The organism is Paenibacillus sp. MMS20-IR301 (assembly GCF_032302195.1).
Classification (GTDB): Bacteria; Bacillota; Bacilli; order Paenibacillales; family Paenibacillaceae; genus Paenibacillus_AQ.
On record NZ_CP135275.1, the window covers coordinates 2,062,725 to 2,079,196 of the forward strand.

The 16,472-nt window shown below is 52.4% G+C and carries 17 protein-coding genes; 4 read left to right on the top strand and 13 right to left on the bottom strand.

Annotation, left to right across the window (positions count from 1 at the left end; all coding sequences use genetic code 11):
* Window positions 1–116 precede the first annotated feature (116 nt).
* Window positions 117–602, top strand: coding sequence for a DUF6803 family protein (locus tag LOS79_RS09065; protein WP_315418403.1), 486 nt, complete (start codon window positions 117–119; stop codon window positions 600–602).
* A 125-nt stretch (window positions 603–727) separates the two neighbouring features.
* Window positions 728–1,399 carry a DUF1796 family putative cysteine peptidase gene (locus LOS79_RS09070; protein ID WP_315418406.1) on the top strand — a complete coding sequence of 224 codons (672 nt, stop codon included), beginning with the start codon at window positions 728–730 and terminating at the stop codon, window positions 1,397–1,399.
* On the opposite strand, the gene LOS79_RS09075 is transcribed toward LOS79_RS09070, so the two are convergent.
* From LOS79_RS09075 to LOS79_RS09125, 11 genes are all read right to left on the bottom strand, one after another.
* A complete protein-coding gene (locus LOS79_RS09075) occupies window positions 1,396–2,793 on the bottom strand; it encodes a sensor histidine kinase (protein ID WP_315418409.1) in 1,398 nt (465 codons plus the stop codon). The genes LOS79_RS09070 and LOS79_RS09075 overlap by 4 nt on opposite strands.
* The gene (locus LOS79_RS09080; RefSeq protein WP_315418411.1) at window positions 2,783–3,496 is read right to left on the bottom strand and encodes a response regulator transcription factor; all 714 of its coding nucleotides are present in this window, start codon (window positions 3,494–3,496) and stop codon (window positions 2,783–2,785) included. Before LOS79_RS09080 ends, LOS79_RS09075 begins: the two co-directional genes overlap by 11 nt.
* 28 nt (window positions 3,497–3,524) lie before the next feature.
* Complete coding sequence (locus LOS79_RS09085; RefSeq protein ID WP_315418416.1) at window positions 3,525–4,013, bottom strand: YfbM family protein; 489 nt, start codon at window positions 4,011–4,013, stop codon at window positions 3,525–3,527.
* 165 nt (window positions 4,014–4,178) lie between these two features.
* Window positions 4,179–5,537 (bottom strand): glycoside hydrolase family 64 protein, encoded by a 1,359-nt coding sequence (locus LOS79_RS09090; RefSeq protein WP_315418419.1) that lies wholly within the window; start codon window positions 5,535–5,537, stop codon window positions 4,179–4,181.
* A 309-nt stretch (window positions 5,538–5,846) separates the two neighbouring features.
* Complete coding sequence (gene msrA, locus LOS79_RS09095) at window positions 5,847–6,359, bottom strand: peptide-methionine (S)-S-oxide reductase MsrA (RefSeq protein WP_315418422.1); 513 nt, start codon at window positions 6,357–6,359, stop codon at window positions 5,847–5,849.
* Between the two features lie 129 nt (window positions 6,360–6,488).
* Window positions 6,489–6,914 carry a GNAT family N-acetyltransferase gene (locus LOS79_RS09100; RefSeq protein ID WP_315418424.1) on the bottom strand — a complete coding sequence of 142 codons (426 nt, stop codon included), beginning with the start codon at window positions 6,912–6,914 and terminating at the stop codon, window positions 6,489–6,491.
* A gap of 19 nt (window positions 6,915–6,933) precedes the next feature.
* Complete coding sequence (locus LOS79_RS09105; protein ID WP_315418427.1) at window positions 6,934–7,515, bottom strand: TetR/AcrR family transcriptional regulator; 582 nt, start codon at window positions 7,513–7,515, stop codon at window positions 6,934–6,936.
* Between the two features lie 169 nt (window positions 7,516–7,684).
* Complete coding sequence (locus LOS79_RS09110; RefSeq protein ID WP_315422099.1) at window positions 7,685–8,710, bottom strand: Gfo/Idh/MocA family protein; 1,026 nt, start codon at window positions 8,708–8,710, stop codon at window positions 7,685–7,687.
* Between the two features lie 38 nt (window positions 8,711–8,748).
* Window positions 8,749–9,837: a Gfo/Idh/MocA family protein gene (locus LOS79_RS09115; protein WP_315418430.1), complete on the bottom strand. Its 1,089-nt coding sequence runs from the start codon at window positions 9,835–9,837 to the stop codon at window positions 8,749–8,751.
* Entirely contained in the window at window positions 9,834–10,613 is a 780-nt protein-coding gene (locus tag LOS79_RS09120; RefSeq protein WP_315418433.1) for a sugar phosphate isomerase/epimerase family protein, read from the bottom strand. Before LOS79_RS09120 ends, LOS79_RS09115 begins: the two co-directional genes overlap by 4 nt.
* A gap of 54 nt (window positions 10,614–10,667) precedes the next feature.
* The gene (locus tag LOS79_RS09125; protein WP_315418435.1) at window positions 10,668–11,831 is read right to left on the bottom strand and encodes a Gfo/Idh/MocA family protein; all 1,164 of its coding nucleotides are present in this window, start codon (window positions 11,829–11,831) and stop codon (window positions 10,668–10,670) included.
* Window positions 11,832–11,989: 158 nt separating this feature from the next.
* On the opposite strand from LOS79_RS09125, the gene LOS79_RS09130 reads away from it, so the two are divergent.
* Entirely contained in the window at window positions 11,990–12,835 is an 846-nt protein-coding gene (locus LOS79_RS09130; RefSeq protein WP_315418437.1) for a helix-turn-helix domain-containing protein, read from the top strand.
* A gap of 56 nt (window positions 12,836–12,891) precedes the next feature.
* Here the strand turns inward: LOS79_RS09130 and LOS79_RS09135 are convergent, their stop codons facing one another.
* Window positions 12,892–13,278 carry a hypothetical protein gene (locus tag LOS79_RS09135; RefSeq protein WP_315418439.1) on the bottom strand — a complete coding sequence of 129 codons (387 nt, stop codon included), beginning with the start codon at window positions 13,276–13,278 and terminating at the stop codon, window positions 12,892–12,894.
* Window positions 13,279–13,511: 233 nt separating this feature from the next.
* Here LOS79_RS09135 and LOS79_RS09140 point away from each other — a divergent pair, with 233 nt between their 5' ends.
* Window positions 13,512–14,783: a BNR-4 repeat-containing protein gene (locus LOS79_RS09140; RefSeq protein WP_315418442.1), complete on the top strand. Its 1,272-nt coding sequence runs from the start codon at window positions 13,512–13,514 to the stop codon at window positions 14,781–14,783.
* A gap of 227 nt (window positions 14,784–15,010) precedes the next feature.
* Here LOS79_RS09140 and uxaC read toward each other — a convergent pair whose 3' ends face one another.
* The gene (uxaC, locus tag LOS79_RS09145; protein ID WP_315418445.1) at window positions 15,011–16,420 is read right to left on the bottom strand and encodes a glucuronate isomerase; all 1,410 of its coding nucleotides are present in this window, start codon (window positions 16,418–16,420) and stop codon (window positions 15,011–15,013) included.
* Between the last annotated feature and the right edge of the window lie 52 nt (window positions 16,421–16,472).

Below are 16,472 nucleotides of genomic sequence, written 5' to 3' on the forward strand. Positions count from 1 at the left end.
GTCTTGCTCCCTTCTCAATCAACTTCTAACCATCATACCCCCGTTTCTACATACTTTCCACATACTTTTCTACTAACATTCCTATGTAAGCTATTATTCATATTGGAGGATGTAACATGAACATGACGCATTATATGTCCCTGCTGGCGGACAATCAGCCCTGGAATCTGATTCTCTTCATGGCGATTCCCGTAATTTTTGCCGAGACGATCACCGTAACCGAGTTTATCATTCTGTTCACGAAGAAGCTGAACGGACCGCTCAGAGCCTTCAACCGGGTATGCAGTATTCTTGCCGGATTATACTTCACCGGAGTTTTCTTATACCTATTCCCTACCGCCTTCATTCCGCTCACCGCCAATGGGGAATGGCATACGTGGGTGGATGTGGTTGCAGTAAGCTTTTACTTAAGCGGAGTCCTCTTCCTACTGCCATTAGCACTGCTGGACCTCGGACTGATCGCCCGGAACCGCAGTGAGGAAAGCAAGCTGAAGCTGCACTTCCTGCTGATCAGCGGCTTCCTGGTCGTTGCTCACATCGCTATGATCTTCGGAATGGTCAATCCGGAAATCATGGGCGGGATGGCCGGGATGAACCACTAGAGCATAAGCGTTTATATAAGACGAACTTAGCACATGTTTAATTGGGTCTCCCCCGTCCAAGCAAACCGGACTTGTCGCGTATATGATTTATTAACGCTTGAGACTGATAGAGACGGGTGAGGACAATGAAACTGCTGGAGGTCAAACAAGGATACAGGCTGATTGTCAGCTTGGGCTTCTCTTGTGCACCGGCAATCAATCTGAAAAGATACGGGTTACGGAAATTTTCGATGCCGCTGGATTGGATGATTTCATACTCACTGACTGATGTTAACCGGCTGCTGCGCAGCAGATTTCAGCAGTTCATGGAATTCAGAAATCTGCACAAGCTGGATGAGACCGATTTCCTGCTGGATGACGGGGATCCCGTCTATCTGGATAACCTCAGAAGCGATCTATCCCATGCTTATTTCATCAAGGATGCTTCCTATAACATCATCTCTGTTCATGATTTCCCGGTTATACCCGGCCAGGACTGGACCGCTGGTTATCCGGCCTACCGTTTGAAGCTGGAGCGCCGGACCCGGCGGTTCTGGAGCCAGCTCATGAGCAGCAGTGATACTTTATTCGTCAGATGGTTTGCGGATGCGGACCAGGTCCGGGAGCTGCAGCTGATTTTGACAGCCTTACTTAAGAACAAGAACTTTACGATTCTCATTCTTAATCCTGTACCGGGACTCAGCACCACACGGGAGGTCGAATGGGGGATTCAGAATGTATGCGTGCTGGAGGTGTCTCCTGATTTGAATGATTACGCCAATTGGGATTATATATTACAAGGCATCAGTCTATATTAAGACTTCATCTCTCTCGGAAAAACCACCTCACAGCGCGTTCCTGCTCCTGCCTTACTTGTGATTTCGATGGTGCCTCCGAGCAGCTGTGTCAGCTTATTTACGATGGACAGCCCGAGGCCGGAGCCTCCGTATTGCCGTGAACGGGATTTCTCCACCCGGTAAAAACGGTCAAAAATATAAGGAAGCTCCGCTTCGGGAATGCCCATCCCCGTATCCTCCACCACCAATACTGCCGCAGCCGGAGCATAGGCCAGGCTCACCCGGATTTCACCCTGCTCCGTATACCGGACAGCGTTCTCCAGCAGATTCATTATAATTTGCTCCATCCGTTTGCTGTCACCGGGAACATTCCCTTCAGCCTCGCCGCTATAAGCAACAGACAGCTCCAGCCCCTTCTCCCTGGCCGTCAGCTCCAGTCTGCGGACTGCCTGATCAAGAATCAGCCGGAGATTAACCTCCTCCAGGTTCAGCGGAATCCGGCCTTCCTCCATCTTAGCCAGCTCGAACAAATCATCCACCAGATGCTGCATACGGTGTGCCTCCTGACCGATGATGTCCAGATACAGTACTTTCTCCGCTTCCGTCTCATACAGCCCGTCCTTCACTACTCTGGCATACCCTTGCAGATAAGTGATAGGAGTGCGCAGCTCATGGGAAATATTAGCCAGAAACTCCTGCCGGGTATCCCTGTAACGCTGCAGATCAACTGCCAGATCATTAATAGCACCTGCAAGGTATCCGATCTCGTCCTTCCCGCGGATGGTGAGACGCGTCTCCAGCTCGCCTGCAGCGATTTTGCGTGTAGCCTTCTGCATCTGCAGCAGCGGACGCGACAGCAGTCCGGCAATAATCCAAGTGATGCCCAGCGCCAGAATAAATGCACCGATACCCGCCAGGAGCAGGATATACCTTACAGAAGCAAGCGACCGCTCCATACTCTCAGTGGAGGACATTACATAAAGTGCAGAGCTGACCCTCTCCCCGCTCCGGATAGGCTGGCCTGTGACGAAATACCGGTGCCCTTCAGGGTCCTTGTACACAAAGCTCACGGTTTCACCGCCGAATATCACTTTAAGATCTCGGGTGCGGAGAAATGCCCTATCCCTGGAATCATGCAAGCCGGAATGCAGGTTCATCTCTCCGCCGGATGAAATGTTAAATATACTGACATTTGAGAATTCAGCAAACGTCAGCATCATCTGCTCACCAGCTGATTCCCCGGATCCGGCCATAACCGCGAAATGGGAAGCCAGCTCCCTGGCCTCCGTCTGCATTTCATTATAATAAAAGCTGCTGAACATCCGGTCGATCACGATGCCAAGTGTCAGCAAAACTACCAGAAAGACTGAGATAATAACCAGCCCGAGCTTTGTGCCGATCCGGTTATGCTTCATCGTGAATACCTGCTGCCTGAAACTTATAGCCTAGGCCCCATACGGTTTGTACCGGATTGTAAGGCAAGCCCGCCTTGTGTATTTTTTCGCGTATATTCTTGATATGGGTATCCACGACCCGCGTTTCACCCCCATAATCGTTCCCCCACAGCCGCTCGACAAGCTCCTCCCGGGTGAATACCCGTCTGCCGCCGCGGGCAAGCAGGGTCAGCAGATCAAATTCCTTCAGTGTAAAATCAATATTTCTCTCCTCAACCCTCACTACGCGTGACTCCGGGTAAATCCGCAAGCCGGGGTACTCTAATAACTCCTCTCGCAGAGGCAGTGCCTGAGTCAGCGCGGAGCGGCGCAGCAGGGAGTGAATCCTTGCCAGCAATTCTTCCGGCTCAAACGGCTTAGTGAGATAATCATCCGCACCGATGCCCAGCCCCTGCACCTTATCCTTAATCTCCGAGCGTGCAGTAAGCATCAGGATAGGAAGCTGGCTCTGCTCCCGGACCGCCCGGCAGACCTCCCAGCCGTCCATATCGGGCATCATGACATCCAGCAGAATCAAGTCAAGTCTATGCTGCGTGAGCATGGAGACCGCTTCGTGCCCGGTGGCCGCCTCTTTGACGGCAAAGCCCTCCTTCTGCAAATAAATCCGCAGCAGGTTCCGCATGTTCCATTCATCGTCAACGATTAATATTTGTACTTTGGACAAGTTGTTCACCCTTTAATGATTGCTGAAGTCAGAATATATAGAAGATGAGGCCCTTATCCTCGGCTGCAGCCTGGCTGAAGAAGCGCCGGATCTCCTTATAATGTTGAAGCATATAGGCAAAGAATTCTTCCTGGTCCTCTTCAGCACCCGTTTCAGGCTCAAGCGGATAGACCTCATCCTCAACCATGGCCGGAAAATCATACCGCAGCCGGAGCTGCTCTTCATTCAGCTCTGACATCGCCTGAAGCGCTTCACCAACTTGCCCGGCACGCAAGTAAAATGCCCCGATTGAACCGAACTCGATTCCCTGGTCTAACATCATCGGAACAATATAGCCCAAAGGGGCGGCTCCATCGGAAATATCTCCGCAGAGCAGATAGTGGATCGCCTCCCAGGAACGGTCAATGTCAAGTCCGGGATAATCGTCTATTGTCAAACTCTCCAGTGCAAGGTCACCTGCTGCAATTTGCTGCACCAGATTGTCATCCATAGCGAAGTAGTAACCGTACATGCCCATTCTCTCATCCTTCTTTCTTTGTTTAGTAGTGACTATTCTGATATATCAAATGTAACATCCGGTAATTGTATAATTCAAGGTACACAGAGAACCCGCGCCGGGCGCGGGTTCTCTGGGGGAGCAGCCTCATGACCAATGTATCAACTTTCAATAACTCTTCTACGCTTACCAGGCCACACGGATAATCAGGCCTTTAGGGTCGCCGACTTCCAGATAAGCCGCCTGGCCGTTGACATCATCATACGGGAAGCCGTAAGCAAGCCCGCTGATGCTGTGGTCATGCCAGAATTTCGCGTAATAGTTGGCAGGCGCCGCGTTGTAGTAATTGGCGACATTGTTCCAGTTGCTGGTGGTGTAGACATGACGGTTAATTGCTGCAGCGGTAGCGGCATCCGTCAAAGCACCGTCACAGCGGAGAATATCCTGTGTGTTATAGCTGGAATAACCGGCGAAATAGTTCGCGTTGGCCCCGCCGGCCTTAAACGAACCGTGAATAGGAGCAATAATGCGGTATGGCGCCTGGTCGGTTGCCAGGGACTTGAAGGCTGCAGGCACTTCATTCTGGTATTTCGTGAACAGTCCGGCGCGGGTCTCCGATTCAAACTCCCCTACTGTTTTGTCATATCCGCCTGAGAGGCTCACCAGCCGGTGCTGAATCGGGAATCCGAAACCGTCCACACGGGTCGTATTGCCGTGATAACCGGTGGCATCCACTGTAAATTCAACGAAATCGAAATAAATGTTACGGTTCGGATCAGAGGTGTTATTGAAATCCGGTCCGGCAAAGCCGTCGTCATAAGTCTTGATATACAGTGGGGTACCTACACTGAGGAACATGCGGCCGGAGGTGATTTTCGGCAGATTCACCCAGGAAGCCTGGCTGACGGTATGATAGACATTAGCGTAATTTACACCGTTTTTGGTCAAATGTCCGGAGGCATCGTTCAGCGCATTCGAGATTGGCAGCAGATTACCGTTCAGGTCAAGATAGCTCCATTTGCCGTTAGCCGGGTTAATGCCAAGAATTCCCCAATATACCTGGCTGTCAGAGTAAGCGCCTGAGGTTCCGTTCATAATCTTCAGCGACAGAGAGCCGGCCGGTGCTGCCGGTATGGAGGATGCGGTAATGGAATAGATCGAAGCAGAGGTGCCTGATGGCGGTGTGGTCGGCGCAGTTCCGGCCGTGTACGTGAACCAGCCGGTATCATAAGCCGGTGTTCCATTGTTGTACGTGAAGAAATAAGTGAGAGCGGTGCCGCCGGGCACCCCTGTTACCGTTTGTTCATAACGCGATTTAACGTTGTTATAAGTCATCCGGTAGTCTAGCTGAGTCCCGGAATTCACCTTATAATGGACATCAACCCAGCTGGTGCTTACCGTGGATTTGAACCACAGGGTTGCAGTGCTCCCCGACAAATCAACCCCTTGGGTATAATCCGCGGCAGCAGCTTTGGAACCAAACATAGGCAGGCATAAGAGCAGAAGTACAAACGCAAGCATGGACATTAGCCATCTTTTTCTCATCTTAATTATTCCTCCCGAAGAAATAGTAGTGAAGCAAACAGCTTTGCCGAAGAACTGAAGCCTCCCCTCCTCTCATGAGAAATTTGCTATCGCATTACTCTGTTGTATCCGCTTACAGATATGATTATAGTAGCCGATTTCCTGATTTAGTAGGCTTGGAATTTCGGGTTTGCAGCTCCATATTTTGGTTTTATCCTTCAAAAAGTACCACTTCAGCCGAAAAACGCTGCAAAAATAGAAAAAAGCCTTTAATCCCCAGAAGTCAGGTGATTAAAGGCTTTTTGCAAGAGAAAGCTTATCAAATCAGCTTTACCAATGCTTCGATATAAATGTATCCCGGCCGGACTGCTCGCGGTCCTCTTTATAGTGCTTCGGATTCTTCTTATGGTAATCCTGATGATAGTCCTCTGCGGGATAAAACTGCGGTGCAGGCACAATCTCCGTCACTACCGGAAGCTCAAACCTTCCGCTGACTGCTACCTGATCACGTGAAGCCTGTGCAGCCGCCCGCTGTTCTTCATTATAGTAGAATACCGCCGTACGGTACTGCGTTCCCCGGTCCTGAAACTGCCCGCCGTCATCCGTCGGATCAATCTGCGGCCAGAACAGCTCCAGCAGCCGTTCATACGGGAACAATGCCGGATCAAATGTTATTTGTACCACTTCATAATGTCCGGTTGTTCCTGTCTTCACCTGCTCATACGTCGGATTCTCCACAGTACCTCCGGCATAGCCCGACACAATTCCATGAATTCCGGGCAGCTCTTCAAACGGTGTAACCATGCACCAGAAGCAGCCTCCGGCAAACATTGCCTGTTCCATAACTTTACTCCCTCTCCCGTCTCTTATCTGCCTAGCTGTAAATTGCACATGTATTGAAGATAAGGCTTGAAGTTTATAATGTCAATTTGAGAACAAGGATATAGTGATCTGCAGATTAGGCAGACCTCACTATTTCAGGCCTTTAACCATCCGGACATGCGGAATTCCATCCTCCATGAAAACAGGTGAGTCCGTTACATACCCCAGCTTCTGATAAAAGCCTTCGGCCTGCTTCTGGCCGTGAAGCTTAGCCTGAGCCAGCCCTTTGTCAGCAGCCATAGCCTCCAGTGTACTGATGATTACCGTCCCGAGCCCGCTGGAGCGGTACGGGGCAAGCAGACAAATCCGCTCCAGCTTGGCCCATCCGTCTACAACCCGTAATCTGGCTGTACCTACAGGAGCATTCTCCTGATAGATCAAGATATGCTCCGCCTCCTGCTCATACTGGTCGAATTCATCTGCCAGCGGTACCCCCTGCTCCTCTACGAATACCTCGCGTCTGATTCTGAATGCCTCCTGCAGTCCTGCTTCGTCTGTAATATGCTCTACCCGCATCCCCGTGCTCCTTCTCATCCTAAGATTGTTTAATTCCGGCCCAGAATATTTCCCAGATATCCGCCAGACGCCGTTCAAATTCCTCCTGCCCGTAGAAAAACATCTGCATGGCAATCCCGTCCAGCAGACAATAAAAGGCCGGAAGCAGACTGTCCGCCTGCTGCTGCCGGATTACACCGGTGCTCATCCCCTGCTCAAAGATCGCCCGGTACAATTTCGCAGACCGCTGCTCCATAAGCGCAATCTGCTCCTCCAGCAGTTCTTTGAAGAAGGGCGGCGGAAACTGCACAGCCATCTTGTAAAATGCGGTCAGCACCGGCTGCTCCAGCTTGTAATAGTAGTTTCTGTAGACAATTTCTCGCAGCTTCATCTCTACTGGGTTATCGCTGATCTGGTGATAGAGCTGTTCCAGAAAATCATAATAATGCCGGGCCATTTCATGAAAGGCAGCCATGAACAAATCCTCTTTCCGGGGATAATAGGTTGCAATTGATTGCTTCCTGATCCCTACAGCCTGGGCGATGCCAGCCAGCGAAGCTCCCTCGAAGCCCTTCACGGCAAACTGCTCACATGCCGCCTGCAAAATAGCATTTGCGGTCATAACACACCTCCTGACGATCGTCAGGAAATTATCACACATGCCTGCGGATTTGTCAATTGCGGGGAAGCAAATTTAGCGCGTAAAAATCGGTGAATAAAACAAAATAAAGCTGCCCCTGCCGCAATTAGTCTGCAGCCGGAACAGCCCCGCTTGGGATTCCCCATATATTTTACAAGTGTTGTCCTGACGCCACTTCACGCCGGCTCTCCGATGATCTATAGATTCCGGCGATCAGCTCCAGCGCCTTAATAGCTTCCACTCCATCAATCCAGAACTTGCGGCCATCGCGAATATGGGCATAGAAGTCGTGAATGAGTCTGGAGTGGCCGGTGCCCCAATACGATTTGCCTCCGGTACTTACCGCAGGCGGCTCACTGAGCAGCGTCTCCTGGCCGTCCTTCCAGAGATACAGGCAGTCCCGGCGCTGGAGCAGCGTCCCTTCCTGAAACACAAGTTCCAGCTCCACCGGTGAGTTCACCGCATAGGCATTTGTACCATAGAACAGTCCGCGCACACCATTCTTGAAGGTAAAGCAGGCATGGGCACTGTCCTCTACTTCAATAACCTGATCCAGTACATCCGTAGTTACACTGCCTTGCACAGCACTGATCTCACCGCCGAACCATTGCAGCAGATCCAGGGTATGAATCGTCTGATTCATCAGTACCCCGCCGCCCTCGGTAGCCCAGCGCCCTCTCCAGCTGCTGTTCCTGTAGTACTCCTCACTCCGCGTCCAGGTCACAATCCCTTTCATACAGAGCAGCTTCCCCAGACTGCCGGCACTGATAATCTCCTTAATCCGCATCGAAGGATCATTGTAGCGGTTCTGAAAGACAACACCCAGCTGTCCTGCTGAATGCTCAGCCGCATCCAGAATCATCCGGGCCGAGGGAACATCATGCGCCAGCGGCTTCTCGGTGAGTACATGCTTGCCGGCCTTAAGCAAATCTACGGCCATCCGGGCATGCAGATGATGAGGTGTACAGAGATGAACCATGCTGATATCTCTCCGTTCCAGAAGCTCCCTGTAATCCGTCAAGCCTTCACACCCGTAAGTTTGTGCCGTTTGTACAGCCTGAACGGGGTCACTGTCCGCCACAGCCAGCAGCTGTACATTCTCCATTGATGCAATCGCACCCGCATGCAGCGGGGAAATCGCTCCGCAGCCAATAATAGCTGCCCCAAGCGTATTCATGATATCCACCTTCCATTCTTCCGGCAGCTGCATTCCTGCTATTTGAGGGAGTCCGGAGTCAGATTCAGCGCCACCCGCTGCGCCTCCAGGCACAGCTCGGCTGCCTTGAAGACATGCGCCTGCGTCATGGCAATTTCTGTACGCTGCAGGCAGTCGTTAATCAGCTCGCCGAAGAACGGATAGCCGACTTTGCCGGCAACATGCTCGTAATGCTCGCCGGCACCGTCTACCCAGTAGACATGGTCTGAAGTGCCGGAACGGCCGATGTCCGTGTATTTGCGCAGCTCGATATAGCCTTCTGTCCCCATGATAATCGTCCGGCCGTCCCCCCAGGTGCCAAGCCCTTCCGGTGTGAACCAGTCCACACGGAAATATTGTGTCGCCCCGTTATCTCCAACCAGCGTCGCATCGCCGAAATCCTCCAGCTCCGGATATGCCGGGTTATTGTAGTTAGCTACCTTGCTGTGCAGGACTTTGGCATCCCGGCAGCCGGCATAATACAGGAACTGTTCAATCTGATGGCTGCCGATGTCACAGAGAATCCCGCCGTATTTGTCCCGCTGGAAGAACCAGTCCGGACGGCTTGGTGCGTTGAGACGGTGCGGCCCCATGCCGATTACCTGAATGACACGGCCGATTGCCCCCTTTTGCACGAGCTGTCCGGCATAAACTGCACTTTCAACATGCAGCCGTTCACTGAAGTAGGTCATATACTTCCGTTGTGTCTGTTCTGCCTGAACCCGCGCAGCAGCGAGCTGCTCCAGGGAGGTGAACGGCGTTTTGTCTGTGAAATAATCCTTGCCGTGCGCCATCACGCGCAGGCCGAGCGGCCCCCGCTCCGAGGGAACTGCCGCCGCCGCGACCAGCCGGACCTCGGGATCCTCCAGAATCTCCTCCGCCGAGCGTGCTGCCCGGACACCAGGGTAGGTATTCAGGAAAGCTTTTACCTTCTCCGGGTCAGGATCGAATACCCACTTCAGCTGCGCCCCGGCTTCCACCAGGCCGTTGCACATTCCGTAGATATGCCCATGATCCAGCGCCAGTGCGGCGATTACGAATTCACCCGGCCCGACGACAGGCTTAGCCTCATGAACCGGAGCATACATCATGCCATCCTTGCGGCTCATACCGCCATGTCCTCCAGCTTGGAGTGCAGATACTTCAGGCTGATCTCCAGACTCTCAAACGGATCCCGCTGGCACACATCCTGCTCGACGATATGCCATTCCACACCGGTCTCACGGCAGGCTTCAATGATTGCATCATAGTTCATATTTCCTTGGCCGATCTCGGCAAATACCGGTTTCCGCGATAAGATCGTCATATCCTTGAAATGCACCGCCTGCATTCTACCCTTCACTTTATGAATCCATTCTACCGGATCGCCCCCGCCTGCTTGTACCCAATACAGGTCCAGCTCAAAGCCGAATACTTCCGGATCACTTTCCTGCAGCAGCACCTCCATGCCGGTAAGCCCGCCGAACCGCTCGAATTCGAAATCATGATTGTGATACACGAACTGCAGGCCATGCTGCTCCTTCAGGGTACGCGCGATGCCGGAAGCCAGCTTCGCAAACGTCCGGTATCCCTCCTGGCTGGTCTGATATTCCCCCGGCAATCCGCCAAGTCCGATGTATTTGCAGTTCCACAGCTTATGCTCAGCAGCCAGCGCATCAAGATCATTCACCAGCCGGTCCCACGGAACATGCGTCGCACAGATCTGCAGGCCAAGCTCATCTGCGTATTCCTTTACAAGCTGCGGGTCAACCGGACCGATACCGGATATCTGAACCGCCGGATAGCCCATGTTTTTCACTTTTTGCAGGCTTTCTTTCAAGCCCTCTGCAGTCTGGGTGAATTCGCGTAATGTATACATTTGTGCTGCTATCGTTGCTCGATTCATGTTAATCATCCACTCCCTGGCTAGATTAGTGAAGCTTACTGTCGGAAAGCTGTATTAATGTGTCCCTGATACATTAAGCGCTTGCCCGCTTGCAGGCTCTTTAGTAAAAGTTGAATTCTGCACCTGCTCCTTCAGCTTCGCGTGGAACAGCTCCCCGTCGATCGGCAGGTCGACCCAGTTATCCGTCCAGGCTGACAGGTACATCGCATTCGAGAGGGTCAGTCCGCGGATCCCCTCTTCACCCGGAGCCAGCAGCGGCTCGTCATGGAGAATCGCATTGGTGAAGTTGCGCATAATGCCCTTGTGCTGCTCCCCATCGCCTGCTGCTACCGGAATCTCACATTTCCAGCACTCCGGTGAACCGAACCCGCCAGTATACCCGGCATTGAACTCCGGCTCCGGGGTGCGCAGCCGCCAGAAGGTCAGCTTGCCGTCTTCAATGACGATTTTACCGTTGTCGCCTGTAATTTCGAACCGGTTCGTTCCCGGTGCTTCGCCAGTAGTGGTAATGAACAGCCCGGTCGCCCCATTCTCATATTCCACGTAAGCGGTCACATCATCCTCAACCTCGATCTTGCGGTACTTCCCGAAGTGGCAAAAAGCGCGTACCCGCTTAGGCATCATTCCGGTTGTCCACTGCCAGAGATCGAGCTGATGCGGGTCCTGGTTCAGCAGTACCCCGCCGCCTTCTCCGGCCCAGGTTGCCCGCCAGCCGCCGGAATCATAATAGCTCTGCGAGCGGTACCAGTTGGTGATAATCCAGTTGGTGCGCCGGATCTCGCCCAGTTCGCCGGACTGGATCAAATCTCTCAGCTTCTGGTAGAGCGGATTAGTCCGCTGATTATACATAATACCGAATTTGCGGTCTGACTTCGCTGCGGCATCGTTCATTTCCTGAACAGCCTTGGTGTACACGCCTGCCGGCTTCTCAATCAGCACATGCAGCCCGCAGCCGAGTGCTTCAATCGCCAGCGGCGGATGGTCATAATGCGGGGTAGCAATCAGGACTGCATCAATGGTACCTGACTTGAACAGCTCTTCCGGTGATGAGAAGCGCTGCACGCTTGCCGGCAGATGCTCCTCTGCCCAGTCCAGCCGCTCCGGGCTGGTATCGCAGACCGCAGTAAGCTCGGCCCCCTTGATATCATTGATTAAGCTTCGCGCATGGGCACGCCCCATATTGCCCACACCGATAATTCCATAACGGACCTTATTCATCTCTGTGCCACTTCCTTACTACAGTTTATGATAAGAGAATAACCTTTCTGGAAGGCAGTGAACAGGACTGGAATTAAGATGTTTTTGTACATTAATAAGATGAATTAGATAAATGAAAGCGGTATACTGAATGGAGGCAACTACAAAGGAGACCAATTATGAATATGAATGTAAGCGGAAATTTGACGGGGAATCTGACCGGACGGCTGCTGCAGAACCTCACAGTTACTGTCACGCATGCCCAGCTCAGCAGCCGGTTTCCCGGCTGGAACCGGACTAATGAGACACCGTCCTTCAACCGGCTGTATTACATTGATTCAGGTGAAGGCAAAGTAACAATTAATGGTGTAAGTCATTATCCCGTGCCCGGACAGCTTATGATTATGCCGGCCGGTTCTACACAGACCACCGACACATCACCGGATAATCCATATACACGGTACTACTGCCATTTCGACGCGCAGATTGGGGAGTGGCCGCTGTTCCATTCTGCCAATACACTCTATATCAGCCATGTAGCAGACCCGGACGGAGTACGGGCGATCTTCAATGAAATGATTGCGCTGTTTCAGGATACAGGATTTCTGGCGGCCTTGCGGCTTCAGGCCTCTCTCCTCACGCTGCTGGCGCTGTGTCTGGAATCCGGCGGCTACGCCAACTTCATGAACGATCTGATGCATACAAGCGACCAGGGCAAGCTGGCAAATGTGCTTCTCTACATTGATAAGCGTATTACACAGCCGCTGGAGGTAGAGGAGCTGGCCGAGCTGGTCCACCTGCATCCGAATTATTTCATCCCTTATTTCAAAAAATTCATGGGGGTACCTCCGATGCAATATGTGCAGCTGAAGCGGATGGACCTCGCCAAACGGCAGCTTTCCGGCACGGGCATCAGCATCGCCGGCATCGCTGAGCAGGTCGGCATGGAGCTGGCTCATTTCTCCAAGGTGTTCAAAAAGATTACCGGCGTCTCTCCGTCTGCTTACCGGCGCAGTACGAGGTAAGTCGTTCTATAAAAAAAGCCCGCCGGCCAGTTAAGGTTGACGGGCTTTGAATATGTTTATGCTTGAGCTAGCAGAAATTTTTGCAAATCGATCTCAATCTTCGCTGCTTCCGCCGCTGCAGCCAATGAAGGTATCCATAACATGGAATTTTGTCTGATATACCCAAGCACCGCTTCACTGCTCCGGTCAAAATCAATGAGGTATTTACTGTCCGAGAGCTCCAGTTTTTGCCTTGCTAGTTCAGCAACCGTTACATAATCAATTCTAAGCTGCGTCTGCAATATTTCGTCTTCAGAATTAAGGCTCGCCCAGGAAAAGGCTCCCCCCTCTACAACTTTTTCTGAATCCTGTACATACTCAACACTGGAATGTTCTGTTATAAAATGCAATACCCTCTCTTCAATTGCCCGGTAGTCATTCTGTAATTCTCCGACACTCTTCATTTAAAACTCCCTTCTATCCTATAAATTACAATTATAGCACATATGTTCGCAATTATAAACAAGCCATGGCAGCCGCGAAGAAATCCTTATTACTCGCAAGAAATTTGAATGTGTTGCCCATTCGGCCACGCCTATACAGTAAACTTGCAAAAATACAGTAACAATCGCTGCCGCCGCATGTTATCCTTGGCCCAGAAATACCAGAAAGATCCAAAATTAAGGAGGCGGAACAGTTGAACAGGATCAAGCAATGGAAGCTCGGGCTCATTCTGACGATGCTGCTGATGGTATTGCCGGCGGGAACAGGAAGCGCAGCGGCTGTGCTGGAAGAGGTGCCTTTTCCGATGGATTCCAGCAATCAGGCGGGCTGGTGGTCTCCGCTCGCAACGTATGGACTTGGTTATGAGTATGCTTATATGGCGTATAATGCGCCGGGAAGCATTCCCGGGAAACACACAGTAGCTATTGCCCGAAGGGATAATGACGGGAACTGGAGCAAGCTTCCGCTCATGAACGGCACCGTGCCTGCAGAATATCTCGATGATCTCGGCCATAACCAGCCCTCCATGGCCAGAGACGGGAGCGGGCGGTTCCACGTCTTCGCCTCCATGCACAGCAATCCATGGCAGTACTACCGTTCGGATACCGTAGGCGGAATTCCGCAGAATCACTCCTCTGAACTGCCGCAAGGGATGACAGTAACCTATCCGGTAGTAACGACAGCCCCCAACGGGGATTTGTATCTAATAGCTCGTGTAGACAAAGATCCCGCAGGGAAACGGGAGGCTGTTCTGTTCCGCTGGAATGATGCCGATTCGGTATGGAGCCAGGTCAAAGTGATCGCTGCCCACCTTAACCGCTCTGTCTACCCCGATGATCTGGTCTTTGACGCTAACGGCGATCTTCATATCTTGTTTGAGTGGGCATACTTCGCCTCCAGTCCGCTGCGCCATCAATTGTCTTATCTGAAATACAGCCCGTCCACGGGCATATTCAGCAAAGCGGACGGCACAACGGTATCCGCTCCCGTCTCCCTGACAACAGCAGATATTGTGCAGCCTCTGGCCCCGACGGAAACCTATGTGCAGAGCGGCAGTGATCCCGGCGGTCCTGGCGTCCAGAGTGCGAAGATGACGCTTGATACCGCAGGCCGTCCGGTAATCGCTTACCGCTACCGGGAAGAGGGCAGCACCAGCTTCTCAGTTAAGCAAGCCACTTATGACACAGGAGGCTGGACGCTGCAGACGGTCTATAACGCAGCTCCGACGACTGCCGCGATTGATGTAACCTGGGCAGGAAATGCTGCAAGAATCTATTATGTGAAAAGCAGCGGAAGTGACCGTGCGTTCATGGCGGTAAATACCGGCGGGGGCTGGACTGAAACCTCGCTGGCCCCGGGGATCCCGGTCGAGCGTCTAGCGGTGGACCGGAGTCCGAAGGGGATCGATATTCTGTACCTGGTGGATGTGACGAATCTGAAGCTCTACTACGGGCGGAATAATTAGCTGCAATGAAAAGAACGGCCGGATCACCGCAGCTCAACCAAGTGGAAACGGCTGCGCCGTCCTCCAGAGGACGGTATCCGTTTCAGCGAGAAAGATAAGGAACATTTATAGCGTAAAACATATAAATTCTTATCTTTTAAGAAAGGGAGCTCCTTCAGCCATCACTGGCTGGAGGAGCTCCCTTCGCAATTTCAATCCGCTAATCCTGTGAGACCGCCAGAGCGGCCCTACTTAATCCCGAAATACGCATCTGCATTGTTATAGCAGATGTTCTCAATCGTCTTGCCGACAAAAGCATAATCGCGCGGCAGCTCGCCCTCTTCGATCCACGTCCCGAACAGGTTGCAGAGAATCCGGCGGAAGTATTCATGGCGTGTGAAGGACAGGAAGCTTCTGGAGTCGGTCAGCATGCCGACGAACGGACTGATCAGACCGATGCTGGAGAGCGCCTTCAGCTGCTGCAGCATGCCATCCTTCTGGTCGTGGAACCACCAGCCTGAGCCCATCTGGACCTTGCCTTTGACTCCGGCGCCCTGGAAATTACCGATCGTTGTCGCAATCATCTCGTATTGCGTAGGGTTCAGTGTGTAGACGATCGTCTGCGGCAGCTGGCCGCTGGCATCCAGATCATTCAGCAGTGAATTCAGGCTGCGGGCCATGTTGAAGTCAAGAATCGAATCGAAGCCGCTGTCCCGGCCGAGCTTGCTGAACATCCGTGAATTGTTATTGCGGATAGCCCCGATATGCAGCTGCATGCTCCAGCCCCGCTCGTGATACAGCCGTCCGAGCTTAAGCAGTGTATAGCTCTGGAACTTCTGCTCTTCAAGCGCATTAATCTCCTCACCCTTGAAGGCGCGGGCGAATATGTAAGCGGCTTCGTGCTCTGTCGAATGCGCAAGCGGCAGCTCACCGAACGCCTGGTCAGACAGCCGGCAGCCATGCTTGTGGAAGTAATTAATCCGTGAGGTGACGGCGTTCATGAACTCTCCGTAGTAGCGGATGTCCATCCCGCTGACCTCGCCCAGCTTGGCTACATAAGTGGCGAAGCCTTCGTCGCGGATGTTCAGCACCCGGTCCGGACGGAAGGTGGGAGCTACAACTGTAGCAAGGGAGCGGTCCTCTTTGATCTGGATATGATGCTCCAGGGAATCGACCGGATCATCGGTAGTGCAGACAACATCCACATTCAGCCGTTTGAGAATGCCTTGAGTCGTAAGTTCGTCACCCTGAAGCTGCTCGTTGCAGCGTTCCCAGATACTCTCCGCAGTCTCTGCCGAGAGCAGGTCGTCGATGCCGAAATAGCGTTTCAGCTCCAGATGTGTCCAGTGATACAGCGGATTGCCCAGCATTTCAGGTACGGAACGCGCCCAGGCCATAAATTTGTCCTTGTCTGAAGCATCGCCGGTAATCAGCTGCTCATCAATTCCCAGCCAGCGCAGCGCACGCCATTTGTAATGATCTCCGGACAGGGCCAGATCGGCGATATTGCGGAATTTACGGTTGCTGCTGATCTCCTGCGGATTCAAATGGCTGTGGAAATCGTAAACCGGCATTTTTGCGGCATAATCATGATAGAGGGTCTGCGCGCTTTTGCTCTGCAATAACCAGTCGTCATGAATAAAAGGTGTAGTACTCAATGTGTTCTCCAGCCTCTCGTCATTCTAGATTTGTGAAAATCAAGTGGCATAT